Here is a 19,668-nt window from a genome sequence, read left to right as displayed (position 1 = left end):
TCGCATGTTGCGCTTACGCGCAGAACTCACAAATTTTACCTTAGCCTGATACCCAGCAGTGAAACTGGCTATCAGTCTATATCTATCACATATCCGAATTTTTAAAGAACGATCTGACAAAGTCAGAAATCAACATTCGACGCGAATGTTCATTTCTGAATTCGATCAGGTGCAACGTCTTCAACCATGAATCAAGCAATTCGTGTGGGAGCTCATCAGCAGGCTGATGTCGTCGATTAAGGAGGTGATCCAGCCGCAGGTTCCCCTACGGCTACCTTGTTACGACTTCACCCCAGTCATGAATCACACCGTGGTAACCGTCCTCCCGAAGGTTAGACTAGCTACTTCTGGTGCAACCCACTCCCATGGTGTGACGGGCGGTGTGTACAAGGCCCGGGAACGTATTCACCGCGACATTCTGATTCGCGATTACTAGCGATTCCGACTTCACGCAGTCGAGTTGCAGACTGCGATCCGGACTACGATCGGTTTTGTGAGATTAGCTCCACCTCGCGGCTTGGCAACCCTCTGTACCGACCATTGTAGCACGTGTGTAGCCCAGGCCGTAAGGGCCATGATGACTTGACGTCATCCCCACCTTCCTCCGGTTTGTCACCGGCAGTCTCCTTAGAGTGCCCACCATAACGTGCTGGTAACTAAGGACAAGGGTTGCGCTCGTTACGGGACTTAACCCAACATCTCACGACACGAGCTGACGACAGCCATGCAGCACCTGTGTCAGAGTTCCCGAAGGCACCAATCCATCTCTGGAAAGTTCTCTGCATGTCAAGGCCTGGTAAGGTTCTTCGCGTTGCTTCGAATTAAACCACATGCTCCACCGCTTGTGCGGGCCCCCGTCAATTCATTTGAGTTTTAACCTTGCGGCCGTACTCCCCAGGCGGTCAACTTAATGCGTTAGCTGCGCCACTAAAATCTCAAGGATTCCAACGGCTAGTTGACATCGTTTACGGCGTGGACTACCAGGGTATCTAATCCTGTTTGCTCCCCACGCTTTCGCACCTCAGTGTCAGTATCAGTCCAGGTGGTCGCCTTCGCCACTGGTGTTCCTTCCTATATCTACGCATTTCACCGCTACACAGGAAATTCCACCACCCTCTACCGTACTCTAGCTTGCCAGTTTTGGATGCAGTTCCCAGGTTGAGCCCGGGGCTTTCACATCCAACTTAACAAACCACCTACGCGCGCTTTACGCCCAGTAATTCCGATTAACGCTTGCACCCTCTGTATTACCGCGGCTGCTGGCACAGAGTTAGCCGGTGCTTATTCTGTCGGTAACGTCAAAACAGCAAGGTATTAGCTTACTGCCCTTCCTCCCAACTTAAAGTGCTTTACAATCCGAAGACCTTCTTCACACACGCGGCATGGCTGGATCAGGCTTTCGCCCATTGTCCAATATTCCCCACTGCTGCCTCCCGTAGGAGTCTGGACCGTGTCTCAGTTCCAGTGTGACTGATCATCCTCTCAGACCAGTTACGGATCGTCGCCTTGGTGAGCCATTACCTCACCAACTAGCTAATCCGACCTAGGCTCATCTGATAGCGCAAGGCCCGAAGGTCCCCTGCTTTCTCCCGTAGGACGTATGCGGTATTAGCGTTCCTTTCGAAACGTTGTCCCCCACTACCAGGCAGATTCCTAGGCATTACTCACCCGTCCGCCGCTGAATCAAGGAGCAAGCTCCCGTCATCCGCTCGACTTGCATGTGTTAGGCCTGCCGCCAGCGTTCAATCTGAGCCATGATCAAACTCTTCAGTTCAATACTGCTTGGGTTTTTAAGAAACCCTAAACTTGGCTCAGCAATCTCAAATGACTATGTGATTTCTCGCATGGCCACTTGTGATGCTGATAATCTTTGTGACTATCAGTCCGTACTCACAAGCACCCACACGAATTGCTTGATTCGATTTGTTAAAGAGCGTTTGGCTAAGAGCGTTTCGTCTCAACCGAGGCGCGCATTCTACGCTTTCCTCATTTGCTGTCAAGCGTTTATTTTGAAGTTTTTTGCGAGAAACTCGTTTAGCTTCAAACACTTGACTCGCTGCGATCTCTCGTAGCGGGAGGCGAATCATACAGCGTTTAAAACCGCTGTCAACCTTCATCTCCACCGCTATCGATCAGTCGACCGAAGCGCTTCCAAGTTCGCCCAAACTAATTAACTCGTTGAATCTCAAGGAGTTTTTCGTTCCGATGTCGCTGGAAGTGGGGCGCATTATAAGGGGATTCGAAAGCTCGTCAACCTTTAATTTCAAGAAAGTTCAATATTGCTGAAAAACGAAGCGGGGGCCTAACGGCCCCCGCTTTTCTATATAACTGCGGCGCTTCGCAAACGCTGGATATCATCGGCACTTATGCCCAGCACCTGCGCCAGCACGGTTTCCGTATGCTCGCCAAGTAAAGGTGGCGCATGGCGGTACTCAACTGGCGTTTCGGAAAGCCTGATTGGGCTCGCCACCAGCGGCACGCTTCCCGCCAAGCCATGAGGCATCGAAACCGCCAACCCACGAGCCAGCACCTGAGGGTCCTGGAACACCTGTGCGAGGTCATTGATTGGCCCGCAAGGCACACCTGCAGCTTCCAACTGGCTCACCCACTCTGCGGTCGTCTTGAAAACCGTAGCCTGACGAATCAAAGGGATCAACTCAGCCCGGTTCGCCACTCTCTGCTTATTAGTAGCGAAGCGCGGGTCATCCGCCCATTGCGGCTGACCGGCAACCTCGGCGAACTTGCGAAACTGACCATCATTGCCCACGGTGAGAATGAAGTCCCCATCTGCCGTGGGGAAGTCCTGATACGGCACAATATTAGGGTGAGCATTCCCTAGCCGCCGCGGCGCAGTACCGGTTGCCAGATAGTTCATGGCCTGGTTGGCCAGGCAGGCCACCTGAACATCAAGCAGGGCCATGTCGATATGCTGCCCGACACCATGCTGATCGCGGTAGGCGAGGGCAGCCAGTATCGCGACAGTCGAGTACAGCCCGGTAAGAATGTCGGTGAGCGCTACGCCTACCTTTACCGGCCCAGCACCTTCCTCTCCATCCGGGCGACCGGTCAGACTCATGAGCCCACCCAGGCCCTGAATCATGAAATCATAGCCGGCACGCTTGGCGTAGGGCCCGGTCTGGCCGAAGCCCGTGATCGAGCAATAGATAAGCCGCGGGTTGATCGCCTTCAGGCTCTGGTAATCCAACCCGTAAGCGGCCAGCCCACCGACCTTGAAGTTCTCGATGACGATATCTGACTCGCCCGCCAGCTCACGCACCAGGCGTTGACCTTCGGGCTGGGTGAAATCAATAGTCACCGACCGTTTATTGCGGTTTGCCGAAAGGTAATAGGCAGCTTCACTGGTGCTCTGACCATCGGCATCCTTGAGGAAGGGCGGCCCCCAGAAGCGGGTGTCGTCGCCAGTACCGGGGCGCTCCACCTTGATCACATCAGCGCCGAGGTCGGCCAGGATCTGGCCAGACCAAGGCCCCGCCAACACTCGAGAAAGGTCCAACACTCGCAGATGAGATAGCGCGCCCATGCTGGCTCCTTATCAGTAGAAGGCCTGAATGCCGGTTTGCGCCCGCCCCAGGATCAGCGCATGCACATCGTGGGTACCCTCATAGGTGTTGACTACTTCGAGATTGACCAGGTGTCGGGCTACACCGAACTCATCGGAGATACCGTTTCCGCCGAGCATGTCGCGGGCCATCCGGGCTATATCGAGGGCCTTGCCACATGAGTTGCGCTTCATGATCGACGTGATCTCCACTGCCGCAGTGCCGTCGTCCTTCATGCGCCCCAGACGCAGGCAGCCTTGCAGCGCCAGGGTAATCTCAGTCTGCATATCGGCCAGTTTTTTCTGGATCAGTTGGTTAGCAGCCAGCGGCCGACCGAACTGCTGGCGGTCCAGGGTGTACTGGCGGGCGGTGTGCCAACAGGCCTCCGCAGCTCCGAGCGCACCCCAGGAGATGCCATAGCGGGCCGAGTTCAGGCAGGTGAACGGACCTTTCAAGCCACGCACCTGCGGGAAAATGTTCTCTTCTGGAACAAATACATTGTCCATGACGATTTCGCCGGTGATGGAGGCACGTAACCCAACCTTGCCATGGATTGCCGGGGCGCTGAGACCTTCCCAGCCTTTCTCCAGGACGAAGCCACGAATATCGCCAGCGTCATCTTTGGCCCACACAACGAACACATCGGCGATAGGGCTGTTGGTGATCCACATTTTGCTGCCACTGAGCCGATAGCCGCCATCGACCTTCTTCGCACGGGTAATCATCGAACCTGGATCGGAGCCATGGTTAGGCTCGGTCAGGCCAAAGCAACCAATCCACTCGCCAGTGGCCAACTTGGGCAGGTACTTCTGCTTCTGTGCCTCTGTGCCAAATTCATTGATCGGCACCATGACCAGTGAAGACTGCACGCTCATCATCGAACGGTAGCCGGAGTCGATGCGCTCCACTTCCCGAGCAATCAGCCCGTAGCACACATAATTGAGGCCACTGCCACCGTACTGTTCAGGGATGGTCGCCCCGAGCAAGCCAACCTCACCCATCTCACGGAAAATAGCCGGGTCGGTTTGCTCGTGACGGAAAGCTTCCAGCACACGCGGAGCCAGCTTGTCCTGGGCGAACTGGTAAGCGCTGTCACGGACCATACGCTCCTCTTCAGTCAGCTGCTGATCCAGCAGCAGCGGGTCGATCCAGTTGAAGCTTGCTTTACCGGCCATGAGCGAAATCCTCGAAATAGGGGAGCAGTTTCTTGTGCCATTGATCCTAGGCCCGATCTAGCAACGCTACAAACGAGGATTGCGCACGTATCAGTGATATTTTGTCACTCCGAAACACTGAAAACAGCCATACCCATGGCTCAATGAGTGAGGTTACCGTACATGCGGCGCAAGATTCCTAGTACTACAGCGCTGGTCTGCTTCGAGGCGGCGGCACGCCATGAGAGCTTCACCAAGGCCGCTCAGGAACTGGCGCTGACCCAGGGCGCCGTCTGTCGTCAGATCGGCGCACTCGAAGCCTTTCTCAATGTCGAGTTGTTCAGGCGCTCTCGCCGCGGCGTGCGCCTGACCGAAGCTGGGCTGTCATATAGCAGGCGAGTTGCTGCGCAACTGGATGCCGTGGAGCGAGACACTTTGTCGGTGATGCGTCAGCAGGGCGCTAATGTGATCGAACTGGCCGTCGTACCCACATTCGGCACTCAGTGGCTGCTACCACGACTTAAGGATTTTCAACAAAGGCATCCAGAAGTCACAGTCAACCTGACCAACCGTACCCGGCCATTCCTGTTCGCCGACACGCCCTTCGATGCCGCCATCTACTTCGGCGACGCCGATTGGTCGGGCACGCAGTCCCATCGCCTGATGGGTGAAAACCCCATGCCGGTGTGTAGCCCGGCCTTGCTGGATGGGCAAGGGGGGCTGGAGGCTGAGCAAATAGCCAGACTACCGTTGCTGCAACAAACCACCAGGCCCTATGCATGGCGCCAATGGTTCAATGGCCTGGGCCTGAATATAGCCGGCGACATGAATGGCCCGCGCTATGAGCTGTTCTCCATGTTGGCCCAAGCGGCGATGCATGAGATGGGTATCGCCCTAATTCCGCCTTTCCTCATTCAGCGGGAATTGGAGCAGGGGAGGCTGGTAGTCGCTAACAGGTACGCACTGTCTAGCGACAGGGCCTACTATCTGATGATTCCAGAGCGCAAGGTTGAGTCCGCCTCGCTTCGCGCCTTCAGGGACTGGCTTGTCAGCCAGGCGCAGCTCTACATCGCCTCAGAGCGATCTGAAGCAGCAAACCTACCCCTGTAGTCAATTATTTTGAACACCTACAGATGTAATTTAATGTCGCATTGAAGACAACTGTGCCGGTGAATCGAAAAACCCTTTGAAAGCCTCTAGAAATGGGGCTTTCAGAAGGATTTACGACATCTACCAAGCAATTCGCGAAATCATCGCAAAAAATTTCGAAATCTCCCCTAATCTGCCAATAGCCCATGTTTTATGGGCTGCGGGCTGTTGCTTGCGACATACGGTCACAGGGTGACTTGTAGTTTTAACTTCGTTTCGCTTCATAACTGGTTGAAGGCCTCTGGGTTCGCCTGCAAAATGCGTCGCCCGTCCTGGATTCGGTGGGCTCGGCGCTCAACAGCCGCCCCAGCGCACCATCCGCAGTGCGCTGGTTTCTACAAATACAAAAGGTCACCGCAGGAGAAATAGTCGTGCACATTGGTGTTCCTCTCGAGACGCAGACCGGTGAGACAAGGGTCGCTGCGACCCCAGAAACCCTCAAGAAACTGATTGGCCAGGGCCATCAGGTTACCGTCCAACGGGGGGCAGGGCTGAACGCCAGCATTCCGGACAGTGCCTATGAGGCCGTGGGTGCTTCCTTGGGAAGCGCAGCCGATGCCTACGGCGCCCAATTGGTGCTCAAGGTGGTGGCACCCAACGACCAGGAACTCGCCCTGATCAACAGTGGCAGCCTCTTGTTGGGCATGCTCAACCCCTTCAACAGCGAACTGATCAGCAAAATGGCCGAACGCGGAATCACCGCCTTCGCCCTGGAAGCTGCGCCGCGCACCTCACGGGCGCAAAGCCTGGACGTGCTGTCATCACAGGCCAACATCGCCGGCTACAAGGCAGTGTTGCTGGCCGCTCATCATTACCCCCGCTTCATGCCCATGCTCATGACCGCCGCCGGTACCGTCAAAGCTGCACGAGTGCTGATTCTGGGCGCGGGCGTTGCCGGGTTACAGGCGATTGCCACGGCAAAGCGCCTGGGTGCGGTGATCGAGGCGTCCGACGTACGCCCAGCGGTGAAGGAGCAGATCGAGTCGCTAGGCGCCAAGTTCATCGATGTGCCTTACGAAACCGATGAAGAGCGTGAATGCGCCGAGGGTGTCGGCGGCTACGCCCGGCCGATGCCGGCCAGCTGGATGCAACGTCAGGCCCAGGCGGTGCACGAACGGGCCAAGCAGGCCGATATCGTCATCACCACCGCTTTGATCCCAGGCCGCAAAGCACCGACGTTGCTTAGCGCCGAGACAGTGGCGCAGATGAAGCCAGGCTCTGTGGTCATCGACTTGGCAGCTGCCCAAGGCGGTAACTGCCCGCTGACCGTTGCCGACCAAGTGGTACAGGCCAGTGGTGTGACCATCGTCGGCCCAACCAACCTGCCGGCGCAGGTGGGTGCCGATGCCTCGGCGCTGTATGCGCGCAACCTGCTGGACTTCATGAAGCTGCTGTTCGACAAGGACGGCGCGCTGGTCATCAACCTCGAAGACGACATCGTCGCGGCCTGCCTGATGTGCCGCGATGGCCAGGTCGTCCGCAAGAACGGCTAAGGAGCACGACAAATGGAAGACATGCTGATTTCTCACGGCATCTACAACCTGATCATCTTCGTGCTGGCCATCTATGTGGGCTACCACGTGGTGTGGAACGTTACCCCAGCCCTGCATACCCCGTTGATGGCAGTCACCAACGCCATCTCGGCGATCGTCATCGTCGGCGCCATGCTGGCCGCAGCCCTCACCGTGACCCCGGCCGGCAAGCTGATGGGCACTCTGGCTGTGGCATTGGCTGCGGTCAATGTGTTCGGTGGCTTCCTGGTCACCCGTCGCATGCTCGAAATGTTCAAGAAAAAAACCAAAAACGAGGCGCAGAAGTAAGCATGAGCATGAATCTGGTAACGCTCCTCTACCTCGTCGCCTCCATATGCTTCATCCAGGCGCTCAAGGGCCTATCGCACCCGACTACCTCGCGGCGCGGCAATCTGTTCGGCATGATCGGCATGGGGATCGCGATCCTTACAACCGTTGGCCTCATCTATAAGCTTGCGGCGCTCTCGGTTGGTAACGGCGGGGCTACAGCCGGCATCGGCTACGTCATCGTTGGTTTGCTGGTCGGCGGCACCGCAGGCTCCATCATGGCCAAGCGCGTCGAGATGACCAAGATGCCGGAGCTGGTGGCCTTCATGCACAGCATGATCGGCCTGGCTGCGGTATTCATCGCCATCGCCGCCGTGCTGGAGCCACAATCGATGGGTATCGTCGCTGCAATCAGCGACCCGATCCCCACGGGTAACCGCCTGGAGCTGTTCCTGGGGGCGGCCATCGGTGCCATTACTTTCTCAGGTTCTGTGATCGCTTTCGGCAAGCTGTCGGGCAAGTACAAGTTCCGTCTCTTCCAAGGCGCGCCCGTACAGTTCAGCGGCCAGCACAAGCTCAACCTCATTCTCGGCTTGACGACTATCGCTCTGGGCCTGCTGTTCACCTTTACCGGGCACTACAGCGCCTTCACCTTGATGCTGGTACTGGCCTTCATCATGGGTGTGCTGATCATTATTCCGATCGGCGGTGCCGACATGCCGGTGGTGGTATCGATGCTCAACAGCTATTCGGGATGGGCTGCCGCCGGTATTGGCTTCTCACTGAACAACTCGATGCTGATCATCGCCGGCTCCCTGGTGGGTTCGAGCGGTGCGATCCTCTCGTACATCATGTGCAAGGCGATGAACCGCTCGTTCTTCAATGTGATCCTTGGTGGCTTTGGTGGCGATGTCGATGCTGGCGCCGCCCAAGGGTCGAAGGAGCAACGCCCGGTGAAATCCGGTTCGGCCGACGATGCCACGTTCCTGTTGAGCAACGCCGACAGCGTGATCATCGTTCCGGGCTATGGCCTGGCGGTGGCGCGCGCCCAGCACGCACTCAAGGAGCTGACCGAAAAGCTGAGCCACAATGGCGTGACCGTGAAATACGCCATTCACCCGGTGGCAGGGCGCATGCCTGGGCACATGAACGTACTGCTGGCCGAGGCCGAGGTGCCATACGACCAGGTGTTCGAAATGGAGGACATCAACGCCGAATTCGGCCAAGCCGATGTGGTGCTGGTACTGGGCGCCAACGACGTGGTCAACCCGGCGGCGAAGAACGATCCCAAGTCACCCATCGCCGGGATGCCTATCCTCGAAGCGTTCAAAGCCAAGACCATCATTGTCAACAAGCGCTCCATGGCCAGCGGTTATGCCGGTTTGGACAACGAACTGTTCTACCTGGACAAGACCATGATGGTATTCGGTGACGCCAAGAAGGTCATCGAGGACATGGTCAAAGCGGTGGAGTGACAACCACCACGGCAAACCAGCGTAACTAAAACAAGCCCCGGCCAGAATCTGCCGGGGCTTTTTTTGTTGATCCGGATCAACGGCTCTATTCTCAGGCTTCTCATACGACCATGGTCGCGGGACGGCATGGGGCGAAATCTCTAGACTGCGCTGCAGTAGTTTCAGTAGCCCGAGATAACAATCCATGTACCGTGATCGTATCCGCTTGTCCTCCCTGCACAGCAAGGTAATGAGTGCGGCTGATGCCGCTGGTCTGATCGAGGATGGCATGACCGTCGGCATGAGCGGTTTCACCCGCGCCGGCGAAGCCAAGGCTGTGCCCCATGCCTTGGCCGAACGCGCCAAGCTGTCGCCGCTGAAAATCAGCCTGATGACTGGCGCCAGCCTGGGCAACGACCTTGACAAGCAACTGACCGAAGCCGGCGTACTGGCTCGTCGCATGCCGTTCCAGGTCGACAGCACCCTGCGTAAGGCGATCAATGATGGCCAGGTGATGTTCATTGACCAGCACCTCTCGGAAACCGTCGAGCAGCTGCGCAACCAGCAGCTCAAGTTGCCGGATATCGCGGTCATCGAGGCGGTGGCCATCACCGAGCAGGGCCATATCGTGCCGACCACCTCGGTGGGCAACTCGGCCAGCTTCGCAATCTTCGCCAAGCAAGTGATCGTCGAGATCAACCTGTCGCACAACACCAATCTCGAAGGGTTGCACGACATCTATATTCCGACCTATCGCCCGACGCGCACGCCGATCCCACTGGTCAAGGTCGATGACCGGATTGGCAGCACCGCAATCCCGATCGACCCTGCAAAAATCGTCGGTATCGTGATCAGCGACCAGCCCGACTCTCCATCCACCGTGCTGCCGCCGGATAACGAAACCCAAGGCATTGCCGACCACCTCATCGACTTCCTCAAAAAAGAAGTGCAAGCGGGGCGCATGACCAACAGGCTCGGGCCCTTGCAGGCTGGCATCGGCAGTATCGCCAACGCAGTCATGTGTGGCCTGATCGAATCGCCGTTCGAAGACCTGACCATGTACTCGGAGGTACTGCAGGATTCGACCTTCGACCTGATCGACGCCGGCAAGCTACGCTTCGCCTCGGGCAGCTCGATCACCTTGTCGACCCGCCGCAACGCCGACGTGTTCGGCAACCTGGAGCGTTACAAAGACAAGCTGGTCCTGCGCCCGCAGGAGATCTCCAACCACCCCGAGGTGGTGCGCCGCCTGGGCATCATCGGTATCAACACGGCGCTGGAGTTCGACATCTACGGGAACGTCAACTCGACGCATGTGTGCGGCACTAGAATGATGAACGGCATCGGTGGCTCGGGTGATTTTGCCCGCAATGCTCACCTGGCGGTATTCGTCACCAAGTCGATCGCCAAGGGCGGAGCTATTTCCAGCGTCGTTCCGATGGTCAGTCACGTAGACCATACAGAGCACGATGTCGACATCCTGGTTACCGAGCAAGGCTTGGCTGACCTACGCGGCCTGGCTCCCCGAGAGCGCGCTCGAGCAATCATCGACAACTGTGTGCATCCAGATTACCGCGCGGCACTGAACGATTACTTCGAGCGCGCCTGCCAACGTGGTGGCCACACCCCGCACATCCTGCGCGAAGCGTTGAGCTGGCACGAAAATCTTGAAGAAACAGGACGCATGCTCGCCAGCTGAGTCCGTACCCACCCGCATCATTCAGGCCTTGTTGCACGCGCTGGAAGCCAAGGCCTGAACAGTTGACTCTCCCGCCTAAACACTTACGCAGCAAATCCAATAAAACTGTACTTCTGTACTGGTATTATTCGGGCCGCGTCGTGGTTAAAACAGCGAAAACCCCATAAATTGCACCAAAAACGCGCACACCAGTACAGTTTCGCCTAATTCGAGTGCAACAGTAGGGTTAAACAGTTAACTGGCCCATCTCATTACTGTTGAACTGTATCTACTGTTATGGACAGCAGGGGAGGATCATTGGCATCAGTTAAATCACTACCTAATCCCGCCATAAGCGGAAGGATGAAGCATCATGGAACGTACCCTCAGTTCCGGTCTGGTTTTTGAAAGCAATGCCCAGCAGTCCCAGGCCTCCCTGCCACTGCGCGCACTCTCCACTCTGCTGCTGTGGCAGCGCCGCATGTCGAGCCGCCGTCAACTGGCCCGCTTGGATGCCCGCCTGCTTGCAGACGCCGGTATCAGCGAGTCGCAGCGTTACGAAGAGCTAAGCAAGCCATTCTGGCGTTAAGCTCTGCTGGTCGGCTCTAGCCGGCACAGCTAATTTCCCGAAACCCGTTGCAGGAGACTGCAACGGGTTTTTTTTGCCTGCGAATTGGGGTGAGGAAGAAAAAACCTCCGACAGGTACAGTTAGTGACTTGTCACTAATCACCATAACAGTTGCACGCTGCAATGGTCGTCTGACCTTGCAAGGGGTGACCCCGTGACACGTTTCGCTTAGCATTCTGTCAGTTACGGTTGTCAAACCCGTACCGTAACGGGCAGTGCCAACGTCCATAGAGCAGAACCCTACCCAGGAGCAAACCGACATGTCCCACAAATATCTGATTGGTGCCGCCCTGTTGCTCGGCATGGTCAGCACTGCCAACGCCAGCAGTTTCGTCGTCACCACCGACGCCGTAGTCCGAGCCGTTGCCGCCTCCACCGACGCGACCTCAGACCTGACCTCATCTCTACGCGACGACAAAATCGTCCAGGCCGCGCGTGACGACGCCGCTAGCTTCGTGGGTAGCCAAGGCGCTATCCGTGGTGCCCGGCTGGAAAGTGCTTTACTGCACATCCGTTCGACCCAGCCACAACTGCAAGCCAGTGACGCCCAGTTGGCCCAGGCAATCCTGGCAATTTGACGATCACCTTGTCAGGCAGGCGCGTAGGCCAGGGCCTTCGCACTTGCGCTAGCCTCAGCTGCTCATTCATCCAGCCGCCGAACATGCTCATGCGTTATCTGTTGCCGTTACTGTTGACCGCTGGCATGGCCAGCGCCCAAGCCATGGATACCACCACCCAAGGCCTTGTCATTACTGGCTACGTGACCAGCCAAGTCACCACTGCCCCGTTTGATCGCAAGTTGGTCGGGCAAGCTCGGGACGACGCCGCGGTCTTCGTTGCCACAGATGGTTTGATACGCGGGGCGCGTCTGGAAGCCGCGCTCGACTCGCTGCGGCACACTGGTGTACGGCAATCTGTCGGCGACCTTGAACTGGCAGAAGCGATTCTCGTCCAATAACCAATCCTTACTCCCTGTATTCTTCGGAGATGCTCCATGCGTAAATCGCTGATTGCCGCTTCCCTCGGCACGTTGCTGCTGGCCGATCTGGCCCATGCACAGACCCTGGTGGCCACCAGCAACATCATCGTGCGTGCCTTTGGCCGCTCGATCGACTTCACCTCTGACACCACAACCTCGATCCGTGATTCCAAAGTTGTGCGCGAAGCCCATGACGATGCCGCCAGCTTCGTGGCGAGCAATGGTGATATTCGTGGCGCGCAACTGGAAGCGGCTTTCAGCACCTTGCGCGAGCGCGTACCTCAGGCGCGTGACGCCAGTGATCAGGTACTGGCAGAAGCCATCCTCGCACTGTGAAGCGCGTGCGTGCCTGGCTGCTCGGCTGCGCTCTGACGCTGCTAGGCACTCCCGCTTTTGCCGACCTGCAGCTCGAACTGCAGGCGGCAGGCCTGTCCTCACAACAAGCCCTAGCCAGCCAGGCTTTGCTCGACGAGGCCATGGCGAAGCTGCCCCCACGCTTCAAGCAACAGCTCGATCGCCGCGTGCAGGTCAGCTGGAGCGACAACATGCCAGCCGACGCCTACGGTCAGGCATCGCTGGTTTCCACGTTGCAGCTCAACCGTCGCCTCTTACCGGGGCTGACCGATGGCAGTGCAGCCACCCAACGCACCAACCGCCCCCATGGCACCGTGCGCGAAGAACTGCTCGCAACCGTGCTGCACGAGCTTACCCATATTTACGACCGCGCACGCCTGTGGCCCAGCGCGGAGCGCTCGCTGATCGCCCGCTGCGCCCGCCAGCAAAACACGTTGGGCAAAATAGGCCAGCTCCCAGCGTGCCGCGGCCAGGCAGAGCGCCGCTTCACGCTAAGCGATGACCCTCGCTTGCTGGACCTGGCCGGTTGGCCGCAATACGTTGGGCGCCGAGGTGAGCGTGAACAGCACAACGCCCAGTTCATGCGCAGCCCAGACAGCTACGAGCTGAGCAGCCCCAAGGAATACATCGCGGTCAACATGGAGTACTTCCTCCTCGACCCGAGCTATGGATGCCGTCGACCGGCGCTGAACCAGTACCTGCGTGATCATTTCGGCTGGGCGCCCCAGCAGACCACCTGCGCCCAGGGCCTGCCGTTCATTAACGCGGGCAGTGATTTTGCCCGCCAGCCGCTGGGTGAAATCGACCCCGAACGGGTCTATCAGGTCGACTTCCTGCTTGCCGAAGCCAATCAGAACCTGGTCAGCCGCTGGGGGCACAGCATGCTGCGCCTGGTGATCTGCAAGCCTGGTCGCCCACGTGGCCCCGACTGCCGTCTGGACCTCGACCAAAGCCTGGTGCTGTCCTATCGGGCCTTCGTCAACGATGTGCAGCTATCCAGTTGGGATGGGCTGGTCGGTGTCTACCCGTCTCGGCTGTTCGTACTGCCGCTGGGTCAGGTCATCGATGAGTACACTAAAACAGAACTGCGCAGCCTGGCCTCGGTGCCGCTGAAGCTCAACCGCGAAGAGATCGAAAACCTGGTACGCCAGGCTGCCGAGATGCACTGGAGCTACGATGGCAATTATTGGTTCTTGTCCAACAACTGCGCCGTGGAATCCTTGAAGCTGCTACGCAGTGGGACTGCCAACCCAGGCCTGAACGACCTCGATAGCATCATGCCGAACGGTTTGCTGGCGGTGCTCAAGGGCAGGGGACTGGCCAATACCAGTGTGCTCGATGACCCCCGGGAAGCTTTGCGCCTGGGTTATCGTTTCGATTCCTACCGTGAACGCTATCAGGCCATGTTCGATGTGCTGAGAAAGCAGCTACCAATCAAGCAGACCGAAGTCGAGGACTGGCTGGCGCAAGATGCAGAGCAAAGGCGCCCCTGGTTCGACAAGGCCGACCTGCGCACCAGTGCTGCCTTGCTTCTGCTCGAACAAGCCAGCCTGCGCCGGCAGCTGCTGCTAGCACAAGATGAAGTCAAGCAACGCTATTTGAACGCTGCAGCGATAAAGGACGGCAATATCAACAAGGCTGACGAGACGCTAAGGCAGATGCTCGCCAACAGTGGCTTCCTAAGCCGCCCGGCCGAGTTGCTCGACAGCCAGGGCTATGGCTTGCCACAACCGCAAGAGCGCCGCCACCTGGAGCAGGTCAGTGCCGAGCGCCAGGCAAAACTGCTGCGCCTGAGCAATGACCTGAATAAAGAGGTGAGGGCGCTGCTGGAGCCGTCGCGGGCCAAAGAAATCGCTGCGGTGGAAACCAATGTGAAACAGATCGGCGAGCACCTGCGGGCCTTACACAAGGCCGCTGGCGGCCTGCAGCTGCCCTGATACCTGCAACCGGCCTTGAGCGGCTGAGGCCGCCCAGGGCCGGCTAGCACGGCGCACTGTTAAAGATTTTCCTCAGGCTCCCCAGGCAGCTGCTCATCCAGGTGCAGCCAAGGCAGCTTGCTGGAAGTCCAGATATGTCGCTTGGCGGGTACCTGCTCCGGGTAATCCAGGGTCGCGACTGTCACATCGATGCTACCCGGGCTGTGCTCGGTCACCAGTGCTACGTGGGCACCACATTCCCCGCAGAAGTAGCGCTTACAACTGGTCGGCGCCATGTAGCATTGGGGCCTTCCCGCCAACCATCTGAAAGCAGAACGGGGCAGGGTGACCCAGGTCACCACCAACCCACCGCTGACCCGCCTGCAGATCGAACAATGGCAATGGGCGGCATCTGCCAACTCGCCCTGCAGCCGATAACGTAAAGCGCCGCAATGGCAGCCACCCTCGTGCATGTCCTGCATCACCTACCTCCCGTCGCCGTCTTTGCGGCGAAAGCTGGCTGAAAGCTTGTCCCCCTAGGATAGCTCCCACTACCGGCACAAGACCGGTCAGCCAGGGCACCGAAACCTATTCGAGCGCTGGCCCATCAACAACAACAATGGTGATTTCTGATGTCTTCCTGCGCCCGCCCTTCTGCACCAACCTTCCGCACGCTCCTGGCACAGCGTCAAACACGCTGACCCGCCCGAATCGAAAACCCTTTCGCCGCGCCCCGCCTGGAGTATTGCCATGCTGACCTTCCTCGGCTTTGCCATGGTCATCACCTTCATGTACCTGATCATGACCAAGCGCCTTTCGGCCTTGATCGCGCTGATCCTGGTACCGATCCTGTTCGCCCTGTTCGGTGGTTTTTCCGCCAAGATCGGCCCAATGATGCTCGAAGGCATCAGTAAGCTCGCACCCACTGGTGTGATGCTGATGTTCGCCATCCTCTACTTCGCCCTGATGATCGACTCCGGCCTGTTCGACCCGGCCGTGCGCAAGATCCTCAAGCTGGTCAAGGGTGACCCGCTAAAAGTCTCGGTCGGCACTGCCGTGCTGGCTCTGGTCGTGTCCCTCGACGGTGACGGCGCCACCACCTACATGATCTGCTGCGCCGCCATGCTGCCGCTGTACAGCCGTTTGGGCATGAGCCCGCGAATCATGGCCGGCCTGATCATCCTGGCCGGCGGCGTGATGAACATGACCCCGTGGGGTGGCCCGACCGCCCGTGCTGCCAGCGCTCTGCACGTGGACCCGTCGGACATCTTCGTACCGATGATCCCGGCGATGGCCTTCGGCGTGGTGGCAATCCTTGCCATCGCCTACATGTATGGCAAGCGTGAGCGCGCACGTCTGGGTGAACTGCACTTGCCGACCGATGACATCGACCACAGCGACATCAGCGTGTCGCAGTTCCCTGAAGCGCGCCGCCCCAAACTGATCTACTTCAATGGGGCCCTGACCGCCGCCCTGATGGTGGCCCTGATCGCCGGCGTGCTGCCGCTGCCAGTGCTGTTCATGATTGCCTTCAGTATCGCCATGATCGTCAACTACCCATGCCTGCAACAGCAGAAGGACCGCATCGGGGCCCACGCTGGCAGCGTGCTGGCCGTGACCGGGCTGATCTTCGCGGCCGGTATCTTCACCGGCATCCTGTCAGGTACCGGGATGGTCGATGCCATGTCCAAGAGTCTGCTGGCGGTCATCCCTGACGCCCTGGGCCCGTACCTGGCCGTGATTACCGCGATCGTGAGCATGCCGTTCACCTTCTTCATGTCCAACGACGCCTTCTACTACGGCGTGCTGCCGGTGCTGTCGGAAGCGGCGAGCCATTACGGTATCAGCCCGGTGGAAATGGCTCGCGCCTCGATCGTCGGGCAGCCGGTGCACTTGCTCAGCCCATTGGTGCCGTCGACCTATCTGCTGGTGGCCCTGGCCGGTATCGAATTTGGCGACCACCAGCGCTTCACGCTCAAATGGGCAGTACTGGTCTGCGTATGCATAATGCTGGCCGCGCTGCTGATGGGCATTTTCCCGCTGTTCAGTAGTCTTTAATAAACACGCATCACCCCACGCGGTGCACCGGTGAAAAGGTGCACCGCCTTTATCGTTCGAAGGAATACACATGGAATGGCTGACCAGCCCGGAAATCTGGGTTGCCTTTTTCACCCTCACGGCGCTCGAGATCGTACTCGGGATCGACAACATCATCATGATCTCGATCCTGGTCAGCCGCATGCCCAAGCACATGCAGCCGCGCACCCGGATCTTCGGCCTGGCCTTGGCCATGGTCACCCGCATCATGCTGTTGCTGTCGATCACCTGGGTCATGCGCCTGACCAACGATCTGTTCGTGGTGCTCGGCCAGGGCATCTCTGGCCGTGACCTGATCCTGTTCTGTGGCGGCCTGTTCCTGCTGTGGAAAAGCTCGCAAGAGATTTACCACGGCCTGGAAGGTGAGGAAGAAAGCGCCGATGAGCCCAAGGGCGCCGGTGGCAAGTTCCTCTACACCATCATCCAGATCGCCATCATCGACATTGTGTTCTCGCTGGACTCGGTGATCACCGCCGTGGGCATGGTCTCCCATGTACCCGTGATGATCGCCGCCATTGTGGTCGCAGTGCTGGTCATGATGGCCTGCGCAGGCGCTATCAGTGACTTCATCGACAAACACCCGTCACTGAAGATGCTCGCACTGTCGTTCCTGATCGTCGTGGGGACGGTACTGATCGCCGAGTCTTTCGACGTGCACGTCCCTAAAGGCTATGTGTACTTCGCCATGGCCTTCTCGCTGGCGGTCGAAGCGATCAATATCCGGATGCGCACGGCACTGGCCCGCAAGCAAGGCAAGGAGCACGATCCAGTCAAACTACGCAAGGACGTACCGGGTCAATAAAGGCCTGCACCTGCCACCTTTAGGGCCTGAAGGCTGATGCCAGTCAGCTGCAAGGCCCTATGTCCCATCCCTTGGGGCCGCGCGGCCCTTCGGGTAATCCGCCCTAGGCAGCCCTGCGCCGCCTTTGATCAACGCTCCGACCTGTAGGAGCGGCTTAGCCGCGAACAGGCCCGCAACGGTCAACGAGACCATCGCACCCGCGAGGGGCTGCACAGATTTCCCTTCGCAACCCTTCAACCCACAAGCTTTGATGACACAAATATTTCAAATGACTTCAAGGCGTGCCAAGCTGGCGCAAGGTCTACAGAACAACTAAAGCTTGAGTAAGCACTGGAATAAACAACCCACCCCCGGGCCAGGCTTACGGCTTCACATATTTAGGCTCCGCCACTGGAGCTCGAGAACAAAGGGGGGCTCGACCATGCTGACTCTGCTTAACCTGCTCAGCGCCGTGTCCTTGCTGGTGTGGGGCACGCATATCGTGCGCACCGGTATCCTCAGGGTGTTCGGCTCCAACCTGCGCCGCGTGCTCGGCCAGAACATGAACCGCCGACCCTTGGCGTTCCTCGCTGGTATCGTCGTCACCGCCGTGGTGCAAAGCAGCAACGCCACCGCCATGTTGGTCACCTCGTTTGTCGGCCAAGGCCTGATGGCGATGACCCCGGCCCTGGCAATCATGCTTGGCGCCGATGTCGGTACTGCACTGATGGCCCGGGTCCTGACCCTGGATCTTTCATGGCTGTCCCCACTGCTGATCTTCCTCGGCGTGATTTTCTTCCTTTCGCGCAAGCAAACCCGCGCCGGCCAACTAGGCCGGGTAGCCATTGGTCTGGGGCTGATCATCCTGGCGCTGCAGTTGATCGTGCAGGCAGCGGCGCCCATCACCCAAGCTCAAGGGGTGAAAGTGCTGTTCGCCTCGCTGACCGGCGACATCATGCTCGATGCCTTGGTGGGCGCTTTGTTCGCGATGATTTCGTACTCCAGCCTGGCTGCTGTACTGCTGACCGCAACCTTGGCCGGCGCTGAAGTGATCAGCTTGCCGGTGGCCATTGGCCTGGTGGTCGGCGCCAATATCGGCAGCGGCCTGCTGGCGTTCATCAGTACCAGCATGCAAAACGCTGCCGGGCGCCGCGTAGCCCTGGGCAGCCTGTTGTACAAACTGATCGGCCTGATCTTGATCATCCCGGTGTTGCACCCGCTGGTGGAGTGGATGGACAGCCTGAGCTTCAGCCCGCAAGAGCTGGTGATCGGCTTCCATTTGCTCTACAACACTCTGCGCTGCCTGATCATGCTGCCGACGGTCAGGCCCATGGGCCGCTTGTGCAACTGGATGTTGCCCGAGCGCGAGCCGAGCAATGGCCAGATACGCCCGCGCCACCTCGATGCCACGGCGCTCACCACGCCCAGCCTGGCCTTGGCCAATGCTGCACGAGAAACCCTGCGCCTGGGCGACATCGTCGACAGCCTGCTGGAAGCCATGCTCGGCGCCCTGCGCGGCACCCACACCGCCATACCGCAACAGGTACGGGCACTGGGCGAGGATGCCGAGGCACTGTACAGCGCGATCAAGCTGTATCTGGCGCAAATGCCACGGGAAGACCTGAGCGAACAGGACAACCGGCGCTGGGCAGAAATCATCGAGCTGGCGATCAACCTGAAATTGGCCTGCGACCTGATCGAACGCATGCTGCGCAAGGTGCAGCAGCAGAAAACCAGCCAGCGCCGCGAGTTTTCCCAAATAGGCCTGGAAGAACTGACAGGGCTACAGGAGCAGCTACTGGCCAACCTGCGCCTGGGCCTTTCGGTATTCCTCAGCGCTGACCCGCAAAGCGCACGCCTGCTACTGCGCGAGAAGCGTCGGTTCCGCGCCCAGGAGCGGCGCCTGGCGCATGCCCATGTCAGCCGTTTGCAGCGTAAGGTAGTGCAGAGTATCGAGACCAGCTCGCTGCACCTGGAGCTGATTGCCGACATGAAGCGGTTGAACTCTTTGTTCTGCAGCAGTGCCTATGTGGTACTGGGTGGCTCGGACACTGGCGGGCTTTTGCTCGATAGCGTTCCGGAAGACGCCCACCCGACCTGATCTCGCACACCTGGAGAC

Annotated in this window: 16 protein-coding genes and 1 rRNA gene; 13 read left to right on the top strand and 4 right to left on the bottom strand. The window is 58.6% G+C overall.

Features of this window, described 5'->3' with window-relative positions; translation table 11 throughout:
* Positions 1-237 precede the first annotated feature (237 nt).
* From HU725_RS00570 to HU725_RS00560, 3 genes are all read right to left on the bottom strand, one after another.
* Positions 238-1,774, bottom strand: a 16S ribosomal RNA gene (locus tag HU725_RS00570).
* 546 nt (positions 1,775-2,320) lie between these two features.
* The gene (locus tag HU725_RS00565; protein ID WP_186476041.1) at positions 2,321-3,541 is read right to left on the bottom strand and encodes a CaiB/BaiF CoA transferase family protein; all 1,221 of its coding nucleotides are present in this window, start codon (positions 3,539-3,541) and stop codon (positions 2,321-2,323) included.
* 12 nt (positions 3,542-3,553) lie between these two features.
* Positions 3,554-4,735, bottom strand: coding sequence for an acyl-CoA dehydrogenase (locus tag HU725_RS00560; RefSeq protein WP_186476042.1), 1,182 nt, complete (start codon positions 4,733-4,735; stop codon positions 3,554-3,556).
* Positions 4,736-4,897: 162 nt separating this feature from the next.
* Here HU725_RS00560 and HU725_RS00555 point away from each other — a divergent pair, with 162 nt between their 5' ends.
* The 10 genes from HU725_RS00555 to HU725_RS00510 all read left to right on the top strand — a co-directional run bounded on the left by HU725_RS00555 (position 4,898) and on the right by HU725_RS00510 (position 14,692).
* Positions 4,898-5,824 carry a LysR family transcriptional regulator gene (locus HU725_RS00555; RefSeq protein WP_186476043.1) on the top strand — a complete coding sequence of 309 codons (927 nt, stop codon included), beginning with the start codon at positions 4,898-4,900 and terminating at the stop codon, positions 5,822-5,824.
* A 410-nt stretch (positions 5,825-6,234) separates the two neighbouring features.
* Positions 6,235-7,356 carry a Re/Si-specific NAD(P)(+) transhydrogenase subunit alpha gene (locus tag HU725_RS00550; protein ID WP_060480113.1) on the top strand — a complete coding sequence of 374 codons (1,122 nt, stop codon included), beginning with the start codon at positions 6,235-6,237 and terminating at the stop codon, positions 7,354-7,356.
* Between the two features lie 12 nt (positions 7,357-7,368).
* Positions 7,369-7,683 carry an NAD(P) transhydrogenase subunit alpha part 2 gene (locus HU725_RS00545; protein ID WP_003256966.1) on the top strand — a complete coding sequence of 105 codons (315 nt, stop codon included), beginning with the start codon at positions 7,369-7,371 and terminating at the stop codon, positions 7,681-7,683.
* A 2-nt stretch (positions 7,684-7,685) separates the two neighbouring features.
* The gene (locus HU725_RS00540; protein WP_186476044.1) at positions 7,686-9,137 is read left to right on the top strand and encodes an NAD(P)(+) transhydrogenase (Re/Si-specific) subunit beta; all 1,452 of its coding nucleotides are present in this window, start codon (positions 7,686-7,688) and stop codon (positions 9,135-9,137) included.
* A gap of 184 nt (positions 9,138-9,321) precedes the next feature.
* The gene (scpC, locus tag HU725_RS00535) at positions 9,322-10,815 is read left to right on the top strand and encodes a succinyl-CoA:acetate CoA-transferase ScpC (RefSeq protein WP_060480115.1); all 1,494 of its coding nucleotides are present in this window, start codon (positions 9,322-9,324) and stop codon (positions 10,813-10,815) included.
* A gap of 352 nt (positions 10,816-11,167) precedes the next feature.
* Positions 11,168-11,383, top strand: coding sequence for a DUF1127 domain-containing protein (locus tag HU725_RS00530; RefSeq protein WP_060480116.1), 216 nt, complete (start codon positions 11,168-11,170; stop codon positions 11,381-11,383).
* A 299-nt stretch (positions 11,384-11,682) separates the two neighbouring features.
* Complete coding sequence (locus HU725_RS00525) at positions 11,683-12,000, top strand: DUF2388 domain-containing protein (RefSeq protein ID WP_186476045.1); 318 nt, start codon at positions 11,683-11,685, stop codon at positions 11,998-12,000.
* A gap of 89 nt (positions 12,001-12,089) precedes the next feature.
* Positions 12,090-12,380, top strand: coding sequence for a DUF2388 domain-containing protein (locus HU725_RS00520; RefSeq protein WP_060480131.1), 291 nt, complete (start codon positions 12,090-12,092; stop codon positions 12,378-12,380).
* 36 nt (positions 12,381-12,416) lie between these two features.
* On the top strand, positions 12,417-12,737 hold the full coding sequence (locus HU725_RS00515; protein ID WP_060480118.1) for a DUF2388 domain-containing protein: 321 nt from the start codon (positions 12,417-12,419) through the stop codon (positions 12,735-12,737).
* The gene (locus tag HU725_RS00510) at positions 12,734-14,692 is read left to right on the top strand and encodes a DUF7844 domain-containing protein (RefSeq protein WP_186476046.1); all 1,959 of its coding nucleotides are present in this window, start codon (positions 12,734-12,736) and stop codon (positions 14,690-14,692) included. Before HU725_RS00515 ends, HU725_RS00510 begins: the two co-directional genes overlap by 4 nt.
* Before the next feature lie 59 nt (positions 14,693-14,751).
* Here the strand turns inward: HU725_RS00510 and HU725_RS00505 are convergent, their stop codons facing one another.
* The gene (locus HU725_RS00505; protein WP_186476047.1) at positions 14,752-15,153 is read right to left on the bottom strand and encodes a GFA family protein; all 402 of its coding nucleotides are present in this window, start codon (positions 15,151-15,153) and stop codon (positions 14,752-14,754) included.
* A 268-nt stretch (positions 15,154-15,421) separates the two neighbouring features.
* Between HU725_RS00505 and HU725_RS00500 the strand changes: the two genes are divergently transcribed.
* From HU725_RS00500 to HU725_RS00490, 3 genes are all read left to right on the top strand, one after another.
* Positions 15,422-16,729 carry a CitMHS family transporter gene (locus tag HU725_RS00500; RefSeq protein ID WP_186476048.1) on the top strand — a complete coding sequence of 436 codons (1,308 nt, stop codon included), beginning with the start codon at positions 15,422-15,424 and terminating at the stop codon, positions 16,727-16,729.
* Positions 16,730-16,799: 70 nt separating this feature from the next.
* Positions 16,800-17,570, top strand: coding sequence for a TerC family protein (locus HU725_RS00495; protein ID WP_060480122.1), 771 nt, complete (start codon positions 16,800-16,802; stop codon positions 17,568-17,570).
* 421 nt (positions 17,571-17,991) lie between these two features.
* On the top strand, positions 17,992-19,650 hold the full coding sequence (locus HU725_RS00490) for a Na/Pi cotransporter family protein (protein WP_186476049.1): 1,659 nt from the start codon (positions 17,992-17,994) through the stop codon (positions 19,648-19,650).
* Positions 19,651-19,668: the final 18 nt, after the last annotated feature.

The sequence above is a fragment of the Pseudomonas promysalinigenes genome, from assembly GCF_014269025.2.
Taxonomy (GTDB): domain Bacteria; phylum Pseudomonadota; class Gammaproteobacteria; order Pseudomonadales; family Pseudomonadaceae; genus Aquipseudomonas; species Aquipseudomonas promysalinigenes.
This window is presented reverse-complemented; position numbering and strand designations above follow the sequence as displayed.